The sequence below is a fragment of the Stenotrophomonas sp. YJH_SMC_127 genome, assembly GCF_059372445.1.
Map to the genome: position 1 here is coordinate 82,792 of NZ_JCAFVO010000002.1, position 19,405 is coordinate 102,196.

The 19,405-nt window shown below is 67.4% G+C and carries 17 protein-coding genes and 1 pseudogene; 12 read left to right on the forward strand and 6 right to left on the reverse strand.

Annotated features, from left to right (window positions below; translation table 11 throughout):
• Nucleotides 1-66 precede the first annotated feature (66 nt).
• The gene (locus tag AC5QAB_RS05710) at nt 67-1,020 is read right to left on the reverse strand and encodes a helix-turn-helix transcriptional regulator (protein ID WP_049407541.1); all 954 of its coding nucleotides are present in this window, start codon (nt 1,018-1,020) and stop codon (nt 67-69) included.
• Between the two features lie 396 nt (nt 1,021-1,416).
• Here AC5QAB_RS05710 and AC5QAB_RS05715 point away from each other — a divergent pair, with 396 nt between their 5' ends.
• The 7 genes from AC5QAB_RS05715 to AC5QAB_RS05745 all read left to right on the forward strand — a co-directional run bounded on the left by AC5QAB_RS05715 (nt 1,417) and on the right by AC5QAB_RS05745 (nt 9,293).
• On the forward strand, nt 1,417-2,175 hold the full coding sequence (locus tag AC5QAB_RS05715; RefSeq protein WP_197562116.1) for an SDR family NAD(P)-dependent oxidoreductase: 759 nt from the start codon (nt 1,417-1,419) through the stop codon (nt 2,173-2,175).
• 129 nt (nt 2,176-2,304) lie between these two features.
• Nucleotides 2,305-2,757: an MgtC/SapB family protein gene (locus AC5QAB_RS05720; protein ID WP_005413774.1), complete on the forward strand. Its 453-nt coding sequence runs from the start codon at nt 2,305-2,307 to the stop codon at nt 2,755-2,757.
• A 222-nt stretch (nt 2,758-2,979) separates the two neighbouring features.
• The gene (gene lldP / locus AC5QAB_RS05725) at nt 2,980-4,638 is read left to right on the forward strand and encodes an L-lactate permease (RefSeq protein WP_197561837.1); all 1,659 of its coding nucleotides are present in this window, start codon (nt 2,980-2,982) and stop codon (nt 4,636-4,638) included.
• 53 nt (nt 4,639-4,691) lie between these two features.
• Nucleotides 4,692-5,456, forward strand: a complete 765-nt coding sequence (gene lldR / locus AC5QAB_RS05730) for a transcriptional regulator LldR (RefSeq protein ID WP_014647493.1) — start codon at nt 4,692-4,694, stop codon at nt 5,454-5,456.
• Nucleotides 5,457-5,460: 4 nt separating this feature from the next.
• Nucleotides 5,461-6,600 carry an FMN-dependent L-lactate dehydrogenase LldD gene (gene lldD / locus AC5QAB_RS05735; protein ID WP_014647492.1) on the forward strand — a complete coding sequence of 380 codons (1,140 nt, stop codon included), beginning with the start codon at nt 5,461-5,463 and terminating at the stop codon, nt 6,598-6,600.
• On the forward strand, nt 6,597-8,297 hold the full coding sequence (dld, locus tag AC5QAB_RS05740) for a D-lactate dehydrogenase (RefSeq protein WP_049407547.1): 1,701 nt from the start codon (nt 6,597-6,599) through the stop codon (nt 8,295-8,297). Before lldD ends, dld begins: the two co-directional genes overlap by 4 nt.
• Nucleotides 8,298-8,408: 111 nt before the next feature.
• Complete coding sequence (locus AC5QAB_RS05745) at nt 8,409-9,293, forward strand: hypothetical protein (RefSeq protein ID WP_032957700.1); 885 nt, start codon at nt 8,409-8,411, stop codon at nt 9,291-9,293.
• 69 nt (nt 9,294-9,362) lie between these two features.
• Here AC5QAB_RS05745 and AC5QAB_RS05750 read toward each other — a convergent pair whose 3' ends face one another.
• Nucleotides 9,363-9,659 carry a hypothetical protein gene (locus AC5QAB_RS05750; protein ID WP_014037553.1) on the reverse strand — a complete coding sequence of 99 codons (297 nt, stop codon included), beginning with the start codon at nt 9,657-9,659 and terminating at the stop codon, nt 9,363-9,365.
• A gap of 169 nt (nt 9,660-9,828) precedes the next feature.
• On the opposite strand from AC5QAB_RS05750, the gene AC5QAB_RS05755 reads away from it, so the two are divergent.
• Nucleotides 9,829-10,488 (forward strand): decarboxylase, encoded by a 660-nt coding sequence (locus AC5QAB_RS05755; RefSeq protein WP_100450243.1) that lies wholly within the window; start codon nt 9,829-9,831, stop codon nt 10,486-10,488.
• 68 nt (nt 10,489-10,556) lie between these two features.
• The gene (locus AC5QAB_RS05760; RefSeq protein ID WP_164165779.1) at nt 10,557-11,336 is read left to right on the forward strand and encodes a CDP-diacylglycerol diphosphatase; all 780 of its coding nucleotides are present in this window, start codon (nt 10,557-10,559) and stop codon (nt 11,334-11,336) included.
• Here the strand turns inward: AC5QAB_RS05760 and AC5QAB_RS05765 are convergent.
• Nucleotides 11,333-11,968 (reverse strand): GNAT family N-acetyltransferase, encoded by a 636-nt coding sequence (locus AC5QAB_RS05765; protein ID WP_014647486.1) that lies wholly within the window; start codon nt 11,966-11,968, stop codon nt 11,333-11,335. The two genes, AC5QAB_RS05760 and AC5QAB_RS05765, sit on opposite strands and share 4 nt — an antisense overlap.
• A gap of 179 nt (nt 11,969-12,147) precedes the next feature.
• Between AC5QAB_RS05765 and AC5QAB_RS05770 the strand changes: the two genes are divergently transcribed.
• A complete protein-coding gene (locus AC5QAB_RS05770) occupies nt 12,148-14,874 on the forward strand; it encodes a TonB-dependent receptor domain-containing protein (RefSeq protein ID WP_495233208.1) in 2,727 nt (908 codons plus the stop codon).
• Between the two features lie 80 nt (nt 14,875-14,954).
• Here the strand turns inward: AC5QAB_RS05770 and AC5QAB_RS05775 are convergent, their stop codons facing one another.
• Nucleotides 14,955-15,596: a hypothetical protein gene (locus tag AC5QAB_RS05775; RefSeq protein WP_049440926.1), complete on the reverse strand. Its 642-nt coding sequence runs from the start codon at nt 15,594-15,596 to the stop codon at nt 14,955-14,957.
• A gap of 184 nt (nt 15,597-15,780) precedes the next feature.
• Between AC5QAB_RS05775 and AC5QAB_RS05780 the strand changes: the two are divergent.
• Nucleotides 15,781-16,940: pseudogene (locus AC5QAB_RS05780) on the forward strand (amidohydrolase family protein).
• A 77-nt stretch (nt 16,941-17,017) separates the two neighbouring features.
• Here AC5QAB_RS05780 and AC5QAB_RS05785 read toward each other — a convergent pair.
• Both AC5QAB_RS05785 and AC5QAB_RS05790 read right to left on the reverse strand, forming a co-directional pair.
• On the reverse strand, nt 17,018-17,455 hold the full coding sequence (locus tag AC5QAB_RS05785) for a DUF3806 domain-containing protein (RefSeq protein ID WP_046431156.1): 438 nt from the start codon (nt 17,453-17,455) through the stop codon (nt 17,018-17,020).
• A 208-nt stretch (nt 17,456-17,663) separates the two neighbouring features.
• Nucleotides 17,664-18,545, reverse strand: a complete 882-nt coding sequence (locus AC5QAB_RS05790) for a LysR substrate-binding domain-containing protein (RefSeq protein ID WP_495233209.1) — start codon at nt 18,543-18,545, stop codon at nt 17,664-17,666.
• 122 nt (nt 18,546-18,667) lie between these two features.
• Between AC5QAB_RS05790 and AC5QAB_RS05795 the strand changes: the two genes are divergently transcribed.
• Complete coding sequence (locus AC5QAB_RS05795) at nt 18,668-19,369, forward strand: ankyrin repeat domain-containing protein (protein WP_099476071.1); 702 nt, start codon at nt 18,668-18,670, stop codon at nt 19,367-19,369.
• Nucleotides 19,370-19,405 lie beyond the last annotated feature (36 nt).

Below are 19,405 nucleotides of genomic sequence, written 5' to 3' on the forward strand. Positions count from 1 at the left end.
TGGCCGGCATCGGCGACGGTGCAGGAGCGTGTCGACCATGGTCGACACCTACCGGAGCGGGGATTCTCACCCCACCTTCGACGGGCCCGTACGCCAGCGGCTGGGGACCAGGCCGAAGCGCTTGCGGAACGCGGCGGCGAAGTTGCTGGGGTGGCGGTAGCCGCTGGCGGCGGCGGCCTGCTCAACCGTCCATCCGTTTTCGCGCAGGCCCTGTTCGGCATGGCGCATGCGCTGTTCATGCAGGTAGTCGAACACCGAACTTCCATACTGCTGGGCAAAATGGCGGCGCAATGAGCTGGGGCTCATGCAGGCCAGCCGGGCCAGCTCGACCAGGCTGTGTGCATGGCTGGGGTCGTCATGCAGGTAACTGCGTACCCGTTCCAGGCGCTCGCGCTGGCCGGCACGCAGCGTGCGCACCGGGTCGGTCTGCAGATCCTCGGCCTGCAGGCCGAGGGCCAGCAGCTGCAATGCCACGCCTTCGCGCCACAGCGCGTCGATGCCGTCCTGCCACGGGCTGTCGAACAACTGGCCCAGCACCGGCAGCATGGCGTGGGGAATGGCCCAGTGGCGGCATTCCAGGTGCGTGCCAAGCGCTTTTTCCAACTGTGGCATCTGGAAAACATCCGCGTCGATGCCACCCGGCACGATCACGCTGACCCCGCGCAGGCGCGTTTCGCCGGGGTGCGCGCCGGTCATCTCGATCTGGTCGCGATGGTGGGCGGTCATCGCGGTGCCGGCACGCAGGGTGAAACTTCCGCGTCGCGGGATACGCACGTCGACCTGACCCTGCAGCATCACGCGGATGGCGAGCCCGGGCCGCTGTTGCGCGGTCGCCACATAGGGGAACCGGTTATGCACGTCGGAGGCGATCAGGCTCATGCCACCGCGCATGAACTGTTCGTTGACTTCGCCGCGGCCGGCCCACTGGTCGTCACGCAGGTGTTCCGGATCAGCGCGGTAATCGAAGCCGTGGCGTTGGCCGAAGCGGCGGTAATCGGCAAAGGTGAAGTATCGGGACATCGCTCGGCACGTACAGGAGGGGGAGGCGCTGGCGCCATGAGCCCATGTGCTGCCCCGCGTAGCGGGCAGCCTGGAAGGCCGGAAAACGCCAGGTTGGAAGGAATGTGTCGAAGAAACTGGAAACGTTTCCCATTGTCGCTGCGAATCATTCGCAGGGGATTTGAATACGGTCAAACCGATTGGTCATTACGGCCAAGTTGAACGGGTTGCCGGACATACGCCAGCGTTTTGCCGCTATATCCGTACTTGATTCCCTACATGAACTTCGGTTGAGGTTTCATTGCTGGAACGATCATCCGCGGACAGGCTGTTGGTCTGCTCGTCACAGCGGCCGGCGTAAGGTGATGGATTGGCGGCCGCGCGCCGCATCGCTCCCCCCACCGATGGAGAATGCAGATGATTGATTACCAGCTGACCGGCAAGACCGCGATCGTGACCGGCGGCGTGTCGGGCATCGGCCTGGCCGTGGCACAGACGCTGGCCGCATCCGGTGCCCGTATTTCGGTCTGGGACCTCAAGCAGGATGCGGTGGATGCCACCGTGGCGCAGTTGCGCAGCACCGGCGCACAGGCCATCGGCATCGCGCTGGACGTCGCCGACGATGCAGCGGTGGAGGCGGCGGTGCAGCGCACGGTCAAGGAACTTGAGGGCCTGCATGTGGCGGTCAACAACGCCGGTATCGGCGGGCCGGCGGCCAGCAGCGGCGACTATCCGATCGAGGGCTGGCAGCGGGTCATCGACGTCAACCTCACCAGTGTGTTCCTGTGCCAGCGTGCGCAGATCCAGGCAATGCGGGCCGCTGGAACCGGCGGCAGCATCATCAACATGGCCTCGATCCTGGGCCAGGTGGGCTATGCCGGTTCCACCGCTTATGCGGCGGCCAAGCACGGCGTGGTCGGGCTGACCCAGACCGCCGCGTGGGAACATGCGGCCGACGGCATCCGTGTCAACGCGGTGGGTCCGGGTTTCATCAGCACGCCGCTGCTGGAGAAGATGGACCCGAAGGTGCGCGCCACGCTGGAAGGACGGCACGCGCTGAAGCGGCTGGGCACGGCCGAGGAAGTGGCGGCATTGGTGGCCTGGTTGGCCAGCGACGACGCCTCGTTTGCGACCGGCGCGTACTACGCCATCGATGGTGGCTACCTGGCGCAGTGATGCGTTGAACGCAGGGTGCGGTGCCGCCGGGTGTCGCCCGGCGCTACCGGGTGAACGGACTGTGGCGTGGCCTTCACCTCTGTGCCACGGGGGCCACGCGACGCTCCGGGAAAATCCCGGAGCTTGGCCATGGAACTCACCCAGGATGTCTCGATCCTGCTGCGCGTAGCCGCAGCGATGCTGTTTGGCGGCGTGCTCGGCGTCGAGCGCGAGATGGGCAAGCACGCCGCTGGCCTGCGTACGCACATGCTGATCGCGGGGGCCGCTGCGCTGATCGTCGGCCTCGGCGACTCGGTGGCCGAGCATTTCCAGCAGGAGCGCTACCGCGACCTGCTGCAGGTCGATCCGGTGCGCCTGATCGAAGCGGTGGTGGCCTGTGTCGGCTTCGTTGCCGCTGGCACCATCCTGCGTGGGTCACGCGAGGACCAGGTCAGCGGCCTGACCACGGCCAGCTCGCTGATCATGGCAGCGGCCATCGGGATTGCGGTGGGGATCAGCAAGTACGTGATCGCCATCGGGGTGAGCGTGCTGTGCGTGCTGGTGCTGGCGGTGATGCGGCGGCTGGAGAAACGGATCTCGTAGGGAATCTCGAATTGCCGGCCAGCGGCCGGCACTACCATGCGGACTGAATGGTCGGACCAATATGGCATCTAGCCCTATGGTCTAATAGGTTCCTCGCCGGAGTGGCGGTTAAATCCGCTGCAAGTGGTCTGATCGAAATCATTATTGGTACGACCAATAGTCGACAGCCACGGCGACCCACCGCCTGCGGTGGAGCACATCCCGCCCCAGTCGAGAGCCTTCATGCAGCCCTGGCAACACCTGTACGACCCCGCCGGCAACCTGTGGTTGTCCAGCCTGATCGCGCTGCTGCCGATCGCGTTCTTCTTCGTTGCCCTTGCGGTGCTGCGCATGAAGGGCTGGCTGGCCGGCACGATCACCGTGGCCATCGCGCTTGGCGTGGCCCTGTTGTTCTATCGCATGCCGTTGAGCCAGGCGCTGGGCGCGGCCGGTTTCGGCTTCGTCTACGGCCTGTGGCCGATCGCCTGGATCATCATCGGCGCGGTGTTCCTCTACAAGGTCTCGGTCAAGACCGGTCAGTTCGACATCATCCGCGTCTCGATCCTGTCGGTGACCGAAGACCAGCGCCTGCAGATGCTGATGGTCGGTTTCGCGTTTGGTGCCTTCCTGGAAGGCGCGGCCGGCTTCGGTGCGCCGGTGGCGATCACGGCGGCGCTGCTGGTCGGGCTGGGCTTCAAGCCGCTGTATGCCGCCGGCCTGTGCCTGATCGTCAACACTGCGCCGGTGGCGTTCGGTGCGATGGGCATCCCGATCATCGTGGCCGGGCAGGTCACCGGCCTGGATGCATTCGAGATCGGCCAGATGGCCGGCCGCCAGCTGCCGTTCCTGACTGTGATCGTGCTGTTCTGGATCATGGCCATCATGGATGGCTGGCGTGGCATCAGGGAAACCTGGCCGGCGGTGCTGGTGGCCGGTGGCTCGTTCGCCATCGCGCAGTACCTCACCTCGAACTTCATCGGCCCGGAGCTGCCGGACATCACCGCCTCGCTGGCGTCGCTGGTGTGCCTGACCCTGTTCCTGCGCCGCTGGAAGCCGGCACGGATCTTCCGCTTCGATACCGAAACCAGCGCCGAGGCGGCCGCGCAGGCACTGGAGGCACCACGCTACAGCGTCGGCCAGATCGCCAAGGCGTGGTCGCCGTTCCTGATCCTCACCGCGATGGTCACGCTGTGGAGCATCAAGCCGTTCAAGTCGCTGTTCGCGGCAGGCGGCCCGTTGGAAGGCTGGGTGCTCAAGCTCCCGGTGCCGGGCCTGGACCAGAGGGTGCAGAAGATGCCGCCGATCGTCGACGCGCCGCTCAGCTATGAGGCGATCTACAAATTCGACTGGTTCTCGGCCACCGGCACCGCGATCATCCTTGCGGCGGTGATCGCGATCATCGCACTGCGCATGCCGGCCCGCTCGGCGCTGCAGACCTTCGGCGAAACCGTGCGTGAGCTGCGCATGCCGATCTACTCGATCGGCATGGTGCTCGCCTTCGCCTTCATCGCCAACTACTCGGGCCTGTCGGCAACACTGGCGCTGGCATTGGCGCACACCGGCGATGCGTTCCCGTTCTTCTCGCCGTTCCTGGGCTGGCTGGGCGTGTTCCTGACCGGTTCGGATACCTCGTCCAATGCGCTGTTCTCGGCGCTGCAGGCCACCACCGCGCAACAGATCGGCGTATCCGACGTGCTGCTGGTGGCGGCCAACACCACCGGTGGCGTTACCGGCAAGATGATCTCGCCGCAGTCGATTGCCATTGCCTGCGCGGCGGTCGGCCTGGCCGGCAAGGAGTCGGACCTGTTCCGCTTCACGGTCAAGCACAGCCTGATTTTCACCACGATGGTCGGCCTGATCACCCTGGCCCAGGCCTACTGGCTGACCTGGATGATTCCCTGAGCCATGCATGGCTGGCCGACCACCCGCTGTGCGCTTCGGGCCACAATGGCGCCATGAGCACGCAACGTATTTCGGACAGGGTGGCCGCGCAGCTGCGCGGCCTGGTGCAGGAACAGCGGCTGCGGCCGGGCGACCGGTTGCCCGCCGAGCGCACCCTGGCGGTGCAGCTGGGGGTCTCGCGCACCGCGCTGCGCGAGGCGATCGCGCAGCTGGCCAGCCAGGGCCTGCTGACCGCACGCATCGGTGGCGGCACCTACGTGGCCGAACCGGCGGCGCGCGCGCGGCAGGCGCTGGATGAACCGCTAGCGCCGTACCTGCCGCTGTTCCAGGGCGACCCGGAATACCGTTTTGACGTGCTGGAGATCCGCCACGCGCTGGAAGGTGCCACTGCCTGGCATGCGGCGCTGCGAGCCACCGATGAGGACCGTACGCGCATCGCGCAGGCCTTCCAGACCATGATGGACGCGCACGGCAAGGACGACCCCACCGGTGAAGCAGAGGCTGACGCGGCCTTCCACCTGTCCATCGCCGAGGCCTCCCACAACCTGGTGCTGCTGCAGGTGATGCGCGGCCTGTTCGAACTGCTGCAGACCAACATCTCGCAGAGCCGCGAGAAGCTCTACACCTCGGCGAGGACCTTCTCGCCCCTGTCCGACCAGCACCGCGAAATGATGGATGCGGTGCTGGCCGGCGACCCCGAACGCGCGCGCGCCGCCGCGCATGCCCACCTCGAGTTCGTGCACACCACGCTGCGCACGCTCGATGACAACGAAGCCCGGCGTGCGCGGGCCTCGCGCCTGCCTTCCCCACACGGTTGACCCCATGATCATCTCCGCCTCCACCGATTACCGTGCCGCAGCGCAACGCCGGCTGCCGCCGTTCCTGTTCCACTACATCGATGGCGGCGCGTATGCCGAGCACACGCTGAAGCGCAACGTTTCCGACCTGTCCGACATCGCGCTGCGCCAGCGCATCCTGCGCAACATGTCCGATCTGAGCCTGGAAACCGAGCTGTTCGGCGAAACGCTGGCAATGCCGGTGGCGCTGGCGCCGGTCGGCCTGACCGGCATGTATGCCCGCCGCGGTGAAGTGCAGGCGGCGCGCGCGGCCGACAGCCGGGGCATCCCGTTCACCCTGTCCACCGTATCGGTGTGCCCGATCGAGGAAGTGGCACCGGCCATCCAGCGGCCGATGTGGTTCCAGCTGTACGTGCTGCGGGACCGTGGCTTCATGCGCAATGCGCTGGAGCGGGCACAGGCCGCCGGCGTGACCACGCTGGTGTTCACCGTGGACATGCCGGTGCCGGGCGCGCGCTACCGTGACGCACACTCCGGCATGAGCGGCCCGAATGCCTCGCTGCGCCGCATCGGTCAGGCCGTCACCCATCCGCACTGGGCGTGGGACGTCGGCCTGTTCGGCCGTCCGCATGACCTGGGCAACATCTCCACCTACCGCGGCAACCCGACCGGGCTGGAGGATTACATCGGCTGGCTGGGCAGCAACTTCGATCCGTCCATTTCGTGGAAGGACCTGGAGTGGATCCGCGAGTTCTGGAAGGGCCCGATGGTGATCAAGGGCATCCTCGACCCGGATGATGCGCGCGATGCGGTCAGGTTCGGTGCCGATGGCATCGTGGTCTCCAACCACGGTGGTCGCCAGTTGGATGGCGTGCTGTCTACCGCACGTGCATTGCCGGCCATCGCCGATGCGGTGCAGGGCGACCTGAAGATCCTCGCCGATTCGGGCATCCGTACCGGCCTGGACGTGGTGCGCATGCTGGCGCTGGGGGCCGATACCGTGCTGCTGGGGCGCGCCTTCGTCTATGCGCTGGCCGCGCAGGGCGAGGCCGGCGTGGCCAACCTGCTGGACCTGATCGCCAAGGAGATGCGCGTGGCGATGACACTGACCGGCGCGCGCCGCATCGCCGACATCAGCCGCGATTCGCTGGTCAACCTGCCATGAGTGGCCATGACGCCGTGCTGGCGCAGTTGCGCGACGCGGTCGGCAGCCGCCATGTGTTGACCGGCGACAAGGCCACGCGCCGCTTCCGTCGTGGCTACCGCTTCGGCGATGGCCCGGTGCTGGCGGTGGTGCGCCCTGGTACCTTGCTGGAACTGTGGTATGTGCTGCAGGCAGCGGTGCAGGGCGGAGCGGCGATCATCCTGCAGGCGGCCAATACCGGCCTGACCGGTGGCTCGACCCCGGATGGGGACGACTATGGGCGCCCGATCGTGCTGGTCAGCACGCTGCGCCTGACCGGCATCCAGCTGTTGAACGAGGGCCGCCAGGTGCTGTGCCTGCCCGGCGCCACGCTCGACCGCCTGGAGCAGACCCTGGCACCGCTGGGCCGCGAACCGCATTCGGTGATCGGCTCCTCCTGCATCGGCGCCTCGGTGCTGGGCGGCATCTGCAACAACTCCGGCGGCGCGCTGGTGCGCCGTGGCCCGGCCTATACCGAGCTGGCGCTGTATGCGCAGGTCGATGCGCAGGGCCAGTTGCAGCTGGTCAACCACCTCGGCATCGCGCTGGGTGATACGCCCGAGCAGATCCTGCAGCGCCTGCAGGCCGGTGACTATGCCGCTGACGACGTGGGTGACGGCGATGGCCGCGCCGCGTCTGATCCACGCTACGCCGAGGAAGTGCGCCGGGTCGATGCCGATACGCCGGCACGCTTCAACGCCGACCCCAGCCGCCACTTCGAAGCGGCCGGTTCGGCCGGCAAGCTGGCGGTGTTCGCGGTGCGCCTGGATACCTTCGAAAAGGAGCCCGCCGAGGTCTTCTACATCGGCAGCAACCGCACCGACAGCCTCACTGCGATCCGACGCCAGCTGCTGACCGGCTTCGAGCGCCTGCCGATTGCCGGCGAGTACATCCACCGCGATGCCTATGACATCGGCGAGCGCTACGGCAAGGACAGCTTCCTGTTGATCGACCGCCTCGGCACTTCCCGTGTGCCCGCCGCGTTCGCGTTGAAGAGCCGGGTCGATGGATGGTTCGAACGGCTGGGCCTGCGCGGGGTAACCGACCGGGTGATGCAGATGCTGACCGGCCTGCTGCCCTCGCACCTGCCCAGGCGCATGGGTGAATTCCGCCAGCGCTACGAGCATCACCTGTTGCTGAAGGTCTCCGCACAGGACGCGGCGGCAACCGAGGCCTGGCTGCGCGGCTTCTTCGCCGATCATGAGGGTGGTTACTTCCACTGCACGGCCGATGAGGGGCGCAAGGCGTTCCTGCATCGCTTCGCGGTGGCCGGCGCGGCGGTGCGCTACCGCGAAGTGCATCGGGACCAGGTGCAGGATATCGTGGCGCTGGACATCGCCCTGCGCCGCGATGATGCCGACTGGTTCGAGCAGTTGCCGGCCGATATCGATGGACGCCTGCTGCACAAGCTGTATTACGGGCACTTCCTGTGCCATGTGTTCCACCAGGACTACATCGCACGCAAGGGCGAAGACCCGATGGCGATCGAGCATGCGATGTGGGCGCTGCTGGACCAGCGCGGCGCCGAGTATCCGGCCGAGCACAATGTCGGCCACCTGTACCCGGCCAAGCCTGCCCTGGCCGGGTTCTATCGGCAGCTGGACCCGAGCAATACGTTCAATCCGGGCATCGGCCAGACCTCGAAGGAAAAAGGGTGGGGTGGCTGCGACTGCGGATGATGTAGAGCCCAGCCTATGCTCGGCTGCTCTTCCCGACAGACAGCCGTCGAGCATGGCTCAGCCCCACCCGGACAGCGGTTACCATCGGAATCCCGTACGCAGGAGCCGCCCATGCCCACCATCGTTGCCCGCGCGACCCTGTGCGCTGCATTGCTGGCAACACCGCTGCTGGTGCTGGCGCAGTCTGCGATCCTGCCGCAGCAGCGCGACGCCGCCGGCAACGTGATGGAGCCGCTGGGGCAGGTGCTGGAACAGGGAGGGCAGGGCGAAGCACGCATGCAGTACTGCACCCTCGATCGTGCCTGGTGCGTGCGTGTGCAGCCGGTGGCCGAGGACGGCGATCGGCCGACGACGCTGGAAGTCTCTGAACGGGAGGCCGGCGAAAGCGAGCCGCACGTCTACCACGTCAGCATCGACGTGCCGCAGGAAAGCGAGCTTTCGCTGTGGCCGTGGATCGTGCGGCTTGCGCCTGGCGTTGGCAGCGATGAGGCAGTGAGCGACCCGCGGCAGCGCGCCCGCCAGAACGTGCTGGTGGGCGGTATCGTCAAATTCAGCACGATGTACTCAGGCGGTGGTGCCGACGCGTCCACGCTGCAGCTGGCGCGCGTGCGTCACCTGCAGGATGACATCCAGGTGGACGACGACGTGCTGACCCTGCCATGGCTGGGCAACGCGATGATCCGCGCCTGTTTCAGCGAGCAGGACATGAAGCAGCGCGCAGGCGCCTGCCACGACGAGTACGGGTTCTCGGCAAGGCTGGCGCTGGATACCGCCGCCGGGGGCATGCCGGTGCTGCGCTACCAGACGGTGGCGACGCGGTTCCCGGCCGGTGTCTCACGCTTCGAGGATTCGCTGGCCAAGGGGCCGTTGAAGAAGAAGGACCTGCGCACCGAGCAGGACCCGGCGTGCAGCTACACGCGGTTGTTCCGCTTCAGTGATGGGGTGTTCCACCCCGACCAGGCGCTGCCGGACTGCGCGGGGTATACCGAGCCCTGAGCTGTAGAGCCGAGCCTGCGCTCGGCTGTCACGGAAGCGCAGCCGGGCATGGGCTCGGCTCTACAGCGCCTACTCGCAGCGGGTGGCGGTGATGATGTTGTCCTTGTCCACGTACACACGCAGGCGGTCGTGGCGGATGTCCTTGGTGGTGATGGTGTTGGGGCCGATCGGGTTGACCAGGCCGGCACCGCTTTCGCTGGACAGGCGGCGGATGTTGGGCTCATTGGCAGGCTGGCCGATTGCCCAGCCCAGCTGGCTGGCGTCGCAGTGGCCGGTACCCTTGACCTGCGGACCGGGGGTGCTGACGCAGGCCGACAGCAGCAGGGCCGACGCGGGTAGCAACAGGGACAGACGGAAGGCGGACATGCAGCGCTCCTGCGCAGGGAAGATGGGCGGAACGATAGCACCCGGCGCGCGAAAGGCGTCAGCGCCCCGGTCATTGCCGGCACGGCGTAGCCACTGCATAGTGGGAGGGATGACTGGCATCGCGCCAGCGGGCAGGCCGGGCCATTCCGGTGCAGGTGCTGGATACGGTATGACGGCAGACAGTTTCCGCGACAAGCGCAGGGCGATGACGGTACTTGCAGTATCGGTGCTGGCCGTGGCGTGTGCCGCCACTGCCGCCGAGCCAGTGCCGGCCGCAGCCGCGGAAACGCCGGTGTTCGGCGCGTGGCGCAACCTTCAGACCGAGGCCGGCTACGCGCCGGCCCAGCGCAATCTGGCCTTCGCCATGCTGCCGCAGGCGGCGACCCGCGGCGACCGTTTCGCCGTCCTCGACCGTGAAGGCAAGCGGGCGGTGTGTTGCCTGCAGGTGGCCAGCCCGTCGCTGGGCGTGGCCGCGCTGCGCGAGCAGTACCACCTGCCGCAGGCCTGGGTGACCGACCTGAGCAATGGCCGCAGCCCGGCGCGTCCTTATCTGCCGCATGTCTATGCGATGCAGCGTGTGGACGAACTGGCAGACTACGGCTTCGCCGATGTGCCCGGGGCCTACAGCGACCTGGGTGGGCTGCTGATCCCCGAGGGCGCCGCCCTGGAGGACGATGGCAGTGCCGTCCTGCTGGGCGACAACCGTTATTCCCTGCATTTCCAGCGCCAGCCGCACGCCGATGATGATGGCGCGCTGGACCGCTACACCCTGCAGGGCGGCGACAGCGAGGCCCCGTTCGTGGTTGAAGTGCCGTTCGGCACCTACTGACTGCAGCACTGCACTGGCTAGAATGCAGCGCGGCGCCGTCTGCCGTGCCTGTTCCGTGAGTTGCTGCCGTGTCCCTGCGCCCTTTGCTGCTGTCGTCCCTGCTGCTGTTGTCCGCCTGCGCCAGCGCGCCACCTCCACCGCCGGCCCATTCCGATGCGCTGTGGCGCTTGATCGAGCGTGACTGCAAGGCGGTGGAAGGACCGCGTGGCAGTTGCCTGCGGGTGGAGACGGCGGCCGACCGCCGCGACGTGCTGGTCAAGGATGCGCACGGTGACTACCAGTTCCTGCTGATGCCGCTGGACAAGGTCAGTGGCATCGAGAGCCACGGCCTGTACCAGCGTGGGGTGCCCAACTATTTTGCGGCCGCCTGGCAGGCGCGCGGGCATACCGAACAGGCCCTGGGCCGGCCGCTGCCGCGCAGCGTGGCCAGCCTGGCACTGAATTCGCCGCACGGTCGCTCGCAGCACCAGCTGCATATACATGTCGACTGCCTGCGCGCGGATGTGCTGCAGGCACTGGATGCACATGCCGGTGCGCTCGGTCCGCGCTGGTCAGCGTTTCCGGTGCCGCTGCGCGGGCATCAGTACCAGGCCTATCTGCTGCCCGGTGCAGAACTGACCGCCAATCCGCTCAATCTGCTGGCCTATGGCCTGAGCGGCGTGGGCGATGTGGGCCAGTGGAGCCTGGTGGTGGCCGGGCGCGGCGAGGTGCAGGGCGGCCCCGGCTTCATCCTGCTGGCTACCCGCGTGGATGCCGCCAGCGGCAACGATGCCAGCGGCGAGGAACTACAGGACCATGCCTGCACGGTCTTGACCGGTGCCGGTGCGGCACTGGAGCGGGTGCGCTAGCCGATCGGCTGCTGGCAGCTGCGCCAGGCCGACGCGGTCAGCGCCAGCAGCTGACGGTCATGCCATCCCTGCGCGTCCAGATGGTAGTCGCGCAGGATCCCTTCGCGGATGAACCCATGGGCCTGCAGCGCCTGGGCAAACGGGCTGGTGCAGCCTGGCGGCAGCAGCACGAAGAGGCGGTGCAGGCCGACATCGTCGAACAGGAACGGGCACAGTGCCCGCAGTGCCGCCTGCGGATGGGGGTGCCGGTGCTGCAGCGATTGCAGCTCGGCGCAGCGCGAGTGCAGCGACTGCAGGCGGATATGCAGCTGGTCGTGCAGTACGCCCTGCACGTCGTCGAACACACCCAGCACCAGCAGGTCGTTGTCTTCCTGCAGGCGTGAACGATAGACGCTGGCGAGGAACCGCGCCTCTTCATCAATGCCGTAGGACGGCCGTTGGCCGCGCTGGCGACGGTCGTCGAAGGCGCGCCAGCGTGGCAGGTCGGTGCGCTGGAACGAACGCAGGGTGATGGGCGTGGCCTGGAGGTGGAGCAAGTGGCGGCGCAGGACGGGTCGTAGTGGGGCGAAGTGGGTGGAAGGGGCGCTGTTGGTCATCCCGGCACGATGCGCATCACCGACGCGCCAGGCCATGCAATTCATTGCAAAAGTGGGGTGGTGCCGTAAACGCGTCTGATTCGGTTCAGGCATAAGCCCATCAGGGCTGGTCATTTCCGTTGAAACCACCCATTCAGGACACTTTCGTTACGGGATCGTTATGTGTCGTACCGGCTGCGGCTCCCGTACCACCCGCCCACTCCCCCAGGAAGCCCATGTCCGCCTCCCACAAGGCGATGCGCCCGCGTCCGCTGGTGCTCGCGCTGTCGTCCCTGATGCTGGCCTCGCTGCCGGCCTTCGCGCAGGAAAGCGCGCCCACCACATTGCAGGAAGTGAAGGTCACCGGCTCGCGCATTCCACGTGCCAGTGTCGAGGGACCCTCGCCGGTGACGGTGATCAGCCGCGAGCAGATCGACGCACAGGGCTACCGCAATGCCTTCGACGCCCTCAGCGCGCTGACCGAGAACACCGGCAACGTGCAGGGCGAGGATTTCGGCAATACGTTCACGCCGGCCGCCAACACCATCAATCTGCGCGGGCTGGGTCCGAACCGCACGCTGGTGCTGGTCAACGGCCGTCGCCAGGCCGACTACCCGCTGGCCTACGAAGGCTCGGTGAACGTTGTCAACCTGGCCAACATTCCCAGCGCCCTGATCGAACGCATCGAAGTGCTGGCTGCCGGTGCGTCGGCGGTGTACGGCTCCGACGCCATTGCCGGTGTGGTCAACATCATCCTCAAGGACCGCTTTGAAGGCGTGGACGTGAACGTGCGCGCCGGCGGCACCCAGCAGGGCGGCGGTGACAACCAGCGCGTGCAGGTGGTGGGCGGCAGTTCCGGCGAGCGCTGGGACGGCCTGTTCGGTTTCGAGTTCGACGTGCGCAAGGCGATCCACGCGCGCCAGCGCGACTTCATGGATTCGCTGGACGATGACCCGGCCGGCAAGGCGCCGCAGGCGACCGCGATCGCCTATCGGCGCAATGCTGCCACCGGCCGCAACATCGATCCGGGCGTCAACGGCTGCGACGCCGCGTCGGACATCTATGGCGGCAGCGTGTTCCGTGCCAACAACCCGCGCCAGGGCTGGTACTGCGGCAGCAACGAGGCCGCCGCCAGCTACTGGACCGTGCAGACCCAGAAGCGCAATCTCAACGGCTACGGTCTGCTGACCTTCCACGTCAACGAGACCACCGACCTGTTCGCCGATCTGGCCGTGGGCAGCGCACGCATCACCAACAACACCCGTGCGCCCACCTGGACCTCGGCCCGCAACTACTTCTACAACCAGACCACCGGCAACCTGGAAAGCTGGTACCGCCGGTTTGCGCCCGAGGAAATCGGTGGCCTGCCGCGCAATGCCAACCGCTTCCTGGAAAATTCGTGGTCATTCAACGTCGGCGCGCGCGGCCAGATCGGCGACAGTGGCTGGGACTATGAGGCGGTCTACAGCCGTTCGCGTTACGAGAACCGCACCCGCCGCCCGGTGCTGCTGGCCGGTATCAACGAATACCTGCTGGGCCCGAAGCTGGGCGTGCGCAATGGCGTAGAGGTCTATGCGCCGGATCCCGCGCGCCTGTTCCAGCCGCTGAGCCCGAACGAGTACCAGAGCCTGTCCGGCTACCAGGAGAGCCGCAACGCGGCGTGGCTGCAGACCTTCAGCGCCAGCGTCAACGGCCGTTTGTTCGCGCTGCCCGGTGGCGACGCTGCATTGGCGGCGGTGGTCGAGGCCGGCAGCCAGGGCTACCGCAACCGCCCGGACCCGCGACTGGGCACAGGCGAGTTCTGGAACACCAGCGCCGGTATCGGTGCCGGCGGTGATCGTGACCGCTATGCGGCCGGCGTGGAGCTGCAGTTGCCGTTGCTGAAATCGCTGACCACGACGCTGGCCGGTCGCTATGACCAGTATCGCGCCGATGGCGAGCACATCGGCAAGGCGACCTGGAGCTTCGGCGTCGAGTTCCGCCCGATCGAGAGCCTGTTGATCCGCGGCTCTGCTGCGACCAGCTTCCGTGCGCCGGACATGAACTACGTGTTCGCGACCGAGACCCGCGGCTACAACCCGGGCATGACCGACTACTGGCGCTGCCGCACCGCAGGCCAGTCGTACGACAACTGCGACTACAACGGCCTGTCGATCGACTACAGCAACCGCGCCAACGCGCAGCTGCAGCCGGAAACCGCTAAATCCTATGGTTTCGGCGTGGTCTGGTCGCCGCTGTCCGGCCTGGATTTCAGTGCCGACTACTACGACATCCGCATCGACAACGAGGTCACCAGCCTCGATACCAGCCGCATCCTGCGCGACGAAGCCGATTGCCGCCTGGGCCGCACGCTGGGTGGCGAAGCGCGCGATATCGGTTCACCGCTGTGCCAGGACGCGCTGTCGCGGGTGATCCGCAACCCGTCCACTGCAACCGTGCAGCCGGACCAGGTGACCCGCGTGCTGATCAATCCGATCAACGCGGCCTCCGAATCGGTGCGTGGCCTGGACCTGAAGGGTAACTGGCGTTTCGATGCCGGCCGCTATGGCCGCTTCACTACGCGCCTGGCCTATACCGTGGTGCTGGAGCACACGTACCGGCAGTTCTCCGATGATCCGGAGCGGGACATCCGCAATTCGCTGGATGACTACCAGTGGCGCAGCAAGGCCAATGGCAGCATCACCTGGAACCAGGGTGACTGGACCACCACGCTGTACGGCAACCGTTTCGGTTCACTGCCGAAGACCGATGGCAGTGGCCGCATCGCGCCGTACATGACCTACAACGCCAGCGTGTTCCGCCAGTTCGGCGAGAACCTGTCGGTGGGCGTGATCGTCAACAACCTGCGTGACAGCCGCCCGCCGGCGGACAGGAACGGTGGCGGCTGGCCGTTCTATCCGGTTGGCAACTACGACCCGTATGGCCGCCAGTACTGGCTGCAGCTGGACTACCGGTTCCGCTGATCCGGCTGGCAAACAGAAGGCCCGGCAATGCCGGGCCTTCTGCTGTGTCGATGTCCGCTGTGATGGCGGGCGCCGGTGGCCTAGGGCAGTGCCTGCTGCAGGTACGACTCGATGACGTAGCTGAAGGGCTGCTGCTGGCGATCGCGCAGCAGGGCGCGCACTTCCAGGATCACGCTGCGGTCGCCTTCGCCACGCGGTGGCCAGAAGGTCTGGTCAGCCAGTGTCTGGCGCTGGAAGCCGAGCGGGCCAACCACGCGGCCAAAGGGTTCGTCGGTGCTGTCCAGCACCTGGTTCATGGCGGGACTGAGGTGGTCCGGCAGGTACCAGTTGTCGGCCTCGGAGAGTACGCGGCTGCCACAGACCAGCTGCACACGGCGGTAGCGAAGGGCGGTGCCGGGTTTCGCACCCAGTGCCTGCAGCACGTCGGCCGGTGCTGTCTTGTCCTGGCCGTGTACACGCACCGCGCGCACCCGCGCCTGTTCGGCCAGGCCGTGTTCGGCGCACCAGTGTTCCAGGGTGGCGGTGGCGCTCTGCCCGGAAAGCACACGCTGGTGCAGCCGCTCGACCAGCGCCGCCGGGGCGATGCGCTGTTGGCCAGGCGGCGCCTGCAGCGGCGCGGTGGCGGCCGCATCAGTGGCGGACAGGCTGGCCATCGGGGCAGCAGCCAGCAGGGACGCGGCCTGCCAGCGGCGGAGACGATCGTGGCGGTCGGACGGGCCCATGCGGCATCACAGCGGAAACAGGTGCCTATGGTACCCGTTCAGGCGTGTGCACGGCGTGGCTGCGAGCCGCCGTCGCGGCGGCATTCATCGTTCTGATGAATGTGTGGCATCTAGATATTTCGTTGGCCGATGGCAGTGCCAGCGCGCAGGATGGCGCCATGACTTGGCTTTCCGGGAGTTTCCGATGACGCTTCAGTTCGTCCATGGCGCGGTTGATCGCGAGGGCGCGCCGCTGCATTTCCACATCCACAACGGTCGTATCAGTGGTCTCAACGGTGATACTGCGCCGCGCGAGGGTGCGGAACCCGTCGACTTGCAGGGCTGTGCAGTCCTGCCGGGCCTGGTCGACGGTCATATTCATCTGGACAAGAGCTTCGTCGGCGACCGCTGGCACCCGCATCAGCCGGTGAACAGCCTGCGAGAGCGGCTGGCGGTGGAGAAGGCCGCGGTGGCGGGGGCCGCGCCGATGGTCGACCGCGCCGAGGCCTTGATCCGCCAGTGCAGTCGCTTCGGTACGGTGGCGATGCGCTGTCACGTCGATGTCGACGGCAGCACCGGCCTGCGTCATCTCGAAGCAGTGCGCGAGGCCGCGCTGCGCTGCGCCGACATCATGCGCATCCAGTGGTGGCGTTCCCGCAGGCCGGGGTGATGTCCTGTCCCGGCACCGCCGCCGTACTGGAGCAGGCCCTTGCCGCAGGGGTGGAGGTGCTGGGCGGCATCGATCCGACCACGCTCGACGGCGATGCCGAAGGCCAGCTGGCCCTGCTGTTCGGCCTGGCCGAGCGCTATGGCGTGCAGCTGGACATCCACCTGCATGAGCCCGGCGAAACCGGACTGGCCCAGCTGCTGCGCATCGCCGCACGCACCCGTGCCGCCGGCCTGCAGGGACGCGTTGCGGTCAGCCATGCCTACTCGCTGGGCGACGTGCCGTTGGCACGCGCGCTGCAGGTGGGTGAAGCACTGGCCACGGCGGGCGTTGCGATCATGAGCAACGCGCCGGGCGACCATCCGTTCCCGCCGCTGCGTGCATTGCATGACGCCGGCGTGCGCATGTTCGCCGGCAATGACAACATCCGCGACTGCTGGTGGCCGTACGGCAATGGGGACCTGCTGCAGCGCGCGATGCTGCTGGGCTACCGCTCGGGCTTCTACACCGATGGCGACCTGATGCTGGCGCTGGACATGGTCACCACCCATGCCGCGCAGGTGATCGGGCTGCCGCAGCACGGCATCGCCGAAGGCCGGCCGGCGACGTTCGTGGCCGTGCGTGCGGACCATGGCCCAGCGGCCGTGGCCGGGGTGCCGGTGGAGCGCCGGGTGGTGGTTGACGGCCGCTGGTTGTAGATCCACGCCGTGCATGGAGGGAACCATCGCGTGGTCTCATTCATCCACGCATGGCGTGGATCCACCTCGATGTGTCGTCAGGCGTAATCGTCGGCGCGGGTAGCGACGAACGCTTCCAGCCACGCAAGCAGGTGGGCGATGTCGATGACTTCGCCCTGTTCGACGCGCTTGAGCAGCAGTGTGCTGGCGCCGATCTGCAGGCTGCTGTCGGCATAGCGCAGCACTGCATCGATGCCCCAGGCGTCGGTGACCTGCATCCAGGCCAGCCCCGGCACGCGTTGGGCCAGGGTATCGCCGAACGCCACGCCCAGCGCTTCCCAGCCATCGCAGTCGTCACGCTCGATCAGCTCGGCATCGATCACGCGCTGCAGCGTGCTGGCCGCCAGCGGCCATTGCACCGGCAGCGTCGGGAAGCCGGCGGCGACGCGCGCGGCGATCAGCGAGCGCTGGTGCTGCAGGTGCGTCTGCAGGGCGGCGGGCAGGGGGTCGAAGCGGGCGGGGATTTCGTCGGACATGACACGATGCCGTGGAGCACGGAAACAGGGGGCACTCTAGCGGCAGAGCCGTGACTTCCGCGCGACAGGCGTGATCAGCTTTCGATGGTCAATGCGCGGATTTCGCTTCGGGGTCAGATCCGTTTCGGAAAACGGATCTGACCCCACGCGGGACGATGTTGCCGTCGCGGCTGCCGGCCAGCGGCCCACGCTACCGCAGTTGCAGTGGTCAATCCGGTTCGCGCTGCACCTGCCGCCACAGCTCGCTGGCCAGCGCGCGCACCGCATCGTCGGCGTCCGCACGATGCAGCAGGCCGAGTTCGTAGTTGTCGATCACCGGCAGGTCGCGCTCACCATCGATGATGCGATGATCGCGGGCGACCGCGCGGCGGGGCAGCAGGCTGATGCCGATGCCATCGGCCACGGCGCCCTGGATGCCACTCAGCGACGAGCTGGTGAAGGCGATGCGCCAGCGCAGGCCCAGCGCTTCCACGGCGTGGATCATCTCGTCGCGGTACAGCCCGCGCGGCGGGAAGGTGACCAGCGGCAGCGGGTCCTGCTGCAGGCAGCTGCTGCGCAGGCTGTCGATCCAGTGCATCGGCTCGCGGCGGCAGTGCACCGCCTGACGGCTGTTGCGCCGCTGCTTGACCAGCACAAGATCCAGTTCACCGTGGTCGAAGCCGTGCGCCAGGTCGCGGCTGAGGCCGCTGCTGATTTCCAGCTTCACCTGCGGGTGACGGCGGCTGAAAGCGGCCAGCATGCGTGTGGTCTGCGCGTTGACGAAGTCCTCGGGGACACCGATGCGCACCGCGGTTTCCACGGTGGCGCCGGCCAGCGCCTGCGCCATTTCCTCGTTCAGGTCGAGCATGCGCCGCGCATAGCCGAGCAGGGTGTGGCCGGCGTCGGTGGGGTGCACGTCGCGGTGGCCGCGCTCGAGCAGGCGATGCCCCGCCAGCTCTTCCAGGCGGCGCACCTTCTGGCTGACCGTGGACTGGGTCGAATGCAGGCGGGTGGCGGCCGTGGTGAAACTGCCGCAGTCGGCCACCATCACCAGCGCCCGCAGCAGGTCCAGTTCGAACAGGGTTCTATTCGATTTGGCACTGTCTTGCATTTGAACATTTCACTTCTGGATACCCAGGCCGACTTCTACCATGCAGGGCAGGGGCCGGCAATGCCCGGCTGTTGCTACCGTCGCACGGCGTTCCGTGGCGACGGACATGAGGAGACACTGTCATGCGCGTCCATCATTCCGCTGGCTGGCCTGCGCCGTTCACGCGCGTGCTGCTGTTGTGCCTGCTGGCCATGGTCACCCCCGCCTGCACCGCCACGTCCCGGGCCGACGCAGACGCGCGCCTGCGGGATGCTGCCAGCCGCGGCGACGCCGATGCGGTGCGGCAGGCGATCGAGGATGGCGCCACGCTGGAGGCGCGCGATGGCCAGGGTCGCACGGCGTTGCTGCTGGCCACGCAAGGCAACAACGTGGATGCCGCGCGCGAGCTGATCGAAGCCGGTGCCGACGTCAATGCCAAGGACGCCATGCAGGACAGCGCCTACCTGTACGCCGGCGCGCGGGGCCTGGATGAGATCCTGGCGATGACGCTGGCGCATGGCGCCGATCTGCGCAGCACCAACCGCTATGGCGGCACCGCGCTGATTCCGGCCGCCGAGCGTGGCCACGTCGCCACCGTACGTACGCTGCTGCGCGCGGGCGTGGCGGTCGATCATGTGAACCGCCTGCACTGGACCGCGCTGCTGGAAGCAATCCTGCTCGGCGATGGCGGTGCGCGCCACCTGCAGATCGTGCAGTTGCTGCTGGAGGCCGGTGCCGACCCGGAGCTGGCCGACGGCGACGGCGTGACGCCGCTGGCGCATGCGCGCCAGCGCGGCTATACCGGAATTGAGACCCTGCTGCGCCAGCACGGCGCGGTGCGCTGAATGCAAACCCCTTCCACCCGCACGCTGGGCGTGCCC

What these genes read in the sequence shown, in the direction of transcription:
- AC5QAB_RS05770 (WP_495233208.1), top strand. Translation starts at nt 12,148, where the DNA reads ATGTCCGCCTCCCACAAGGCGATGCGCCCGCGTCCGCTGGTGCTCGCG.
- AC5QAB_RS05720 (WP_005413774.1), top strand. Translation starts at nt 2,305, where the DNA reads ATGGAACTCACCCAGGATGTCTCGATCCTGCTGCGCGTAGCCGCAGCG.
- AC5QAB_RS05795 (WP_099476071.1), top strand. Translation starts at nt 18,668, where the DNA reads ATGCGCGTCCATCATTCCGCTGGCTGGCCTGCGCCGTTCACGCGCGTG.
- AC5QAB_RS05710 (WP_049407541.1), bottom strand. Translation starts at nt 1,020, where the DNA reads ATGTCCCGATACTTCACCTTTGCCGATTACCGCCGCTTCGGCCAACGC.
- AC5QAB_RS05785 (WP_046431156.1), bottom strand. Translation starts at nt 17,455, where the DNA reads ATGTCCGACGAAATCCCCGCCCGCTTCGACCCCCTGCCCGCCGCCCTG.
- AC5QAB_RS05755 (WP_100450243.1), top strand. Translation starts at nt 9,829, where the DNA reads ATGACGGCAGACAGTTTCCGCGACAAGCGCAGGGCGATGACGGTACTT.
- AC5QAB_RS05775 (WP_049440926.1), bottom strand. Translation starts at nt 15,596, where the DNA reads ATGGGCCCGTCCGACCGCCACGATCGTCTCCGCCGCTGGCAGGCCGCG.
- AC5QAB_RS05745 (WP_032957700.1), top strand. Translation starts at nt 8,409, where the DNA reads ATGCCCACCATCGTTGCCCGCGCGACCCTGTGCGCTGCATTGCTGGCA.
- dld (WP_049407547.1), top strand. Translation starts at nt 6,597, where the DNA reads ATGAGTGGCCATGACGCCGTGCTGGCGCAGTTGCGCGACGCGGTCGGC.
- lldD (WP_014647492.1), top strand. Translation starts at nt 5,461, where the DNA reads ATGATCATCTCCGCCTCCACCGATTACCGTGCCGCAGCGCAACGCCGG.
- AC5QAB_RS05750 (WP_014037553.1), bottom strand. Translation starts at nt 9,659, where the DNA reads ATGTCCGCCTTCCGTCTGTCCCTGTTGCTACCCGCGTCGGCCCTGCTG.
- lldR (WP_014647493.1), top strand. Translation starts at nt 4,692, where the DNA reads ATGAGCACGCAACGTATTTCGGACAGGGTGGCCGCGCAGCTGCGCGGC.
- AC5QAB_RS05715 (WP_197562116.1), top strand. Translation starts at nt 1,417, where the DNA reads ATGATTGATTACCAGCTGACCGGCAAGACCGCGATCGTGACCGGCGGC.
- AC5QAB_RS05790 (WP_495233209.1), bottom strand. Translation starts at nt 18,545, where the DNA reads ATGCAAGACAGTGCCAAATCGAATAGAACCCTGTTCGAACTGGACCTG.
- AC5QAB_RS05765 (WP_014647486.1), bottom strand. Translation starts at nt 11,968, where the DNA reads ATGGCCTGGCGCGTCGGTGATGCGCATCGTGCCGGGATGACCAACAGC.
- lldP (WP_197561837.1), top strand. Translation starts at nt 2,980, where the DNA reads ATGCAGCCCTGGCAACACCTGTACGACCCCGCCGGCAACCTGTGGTTG.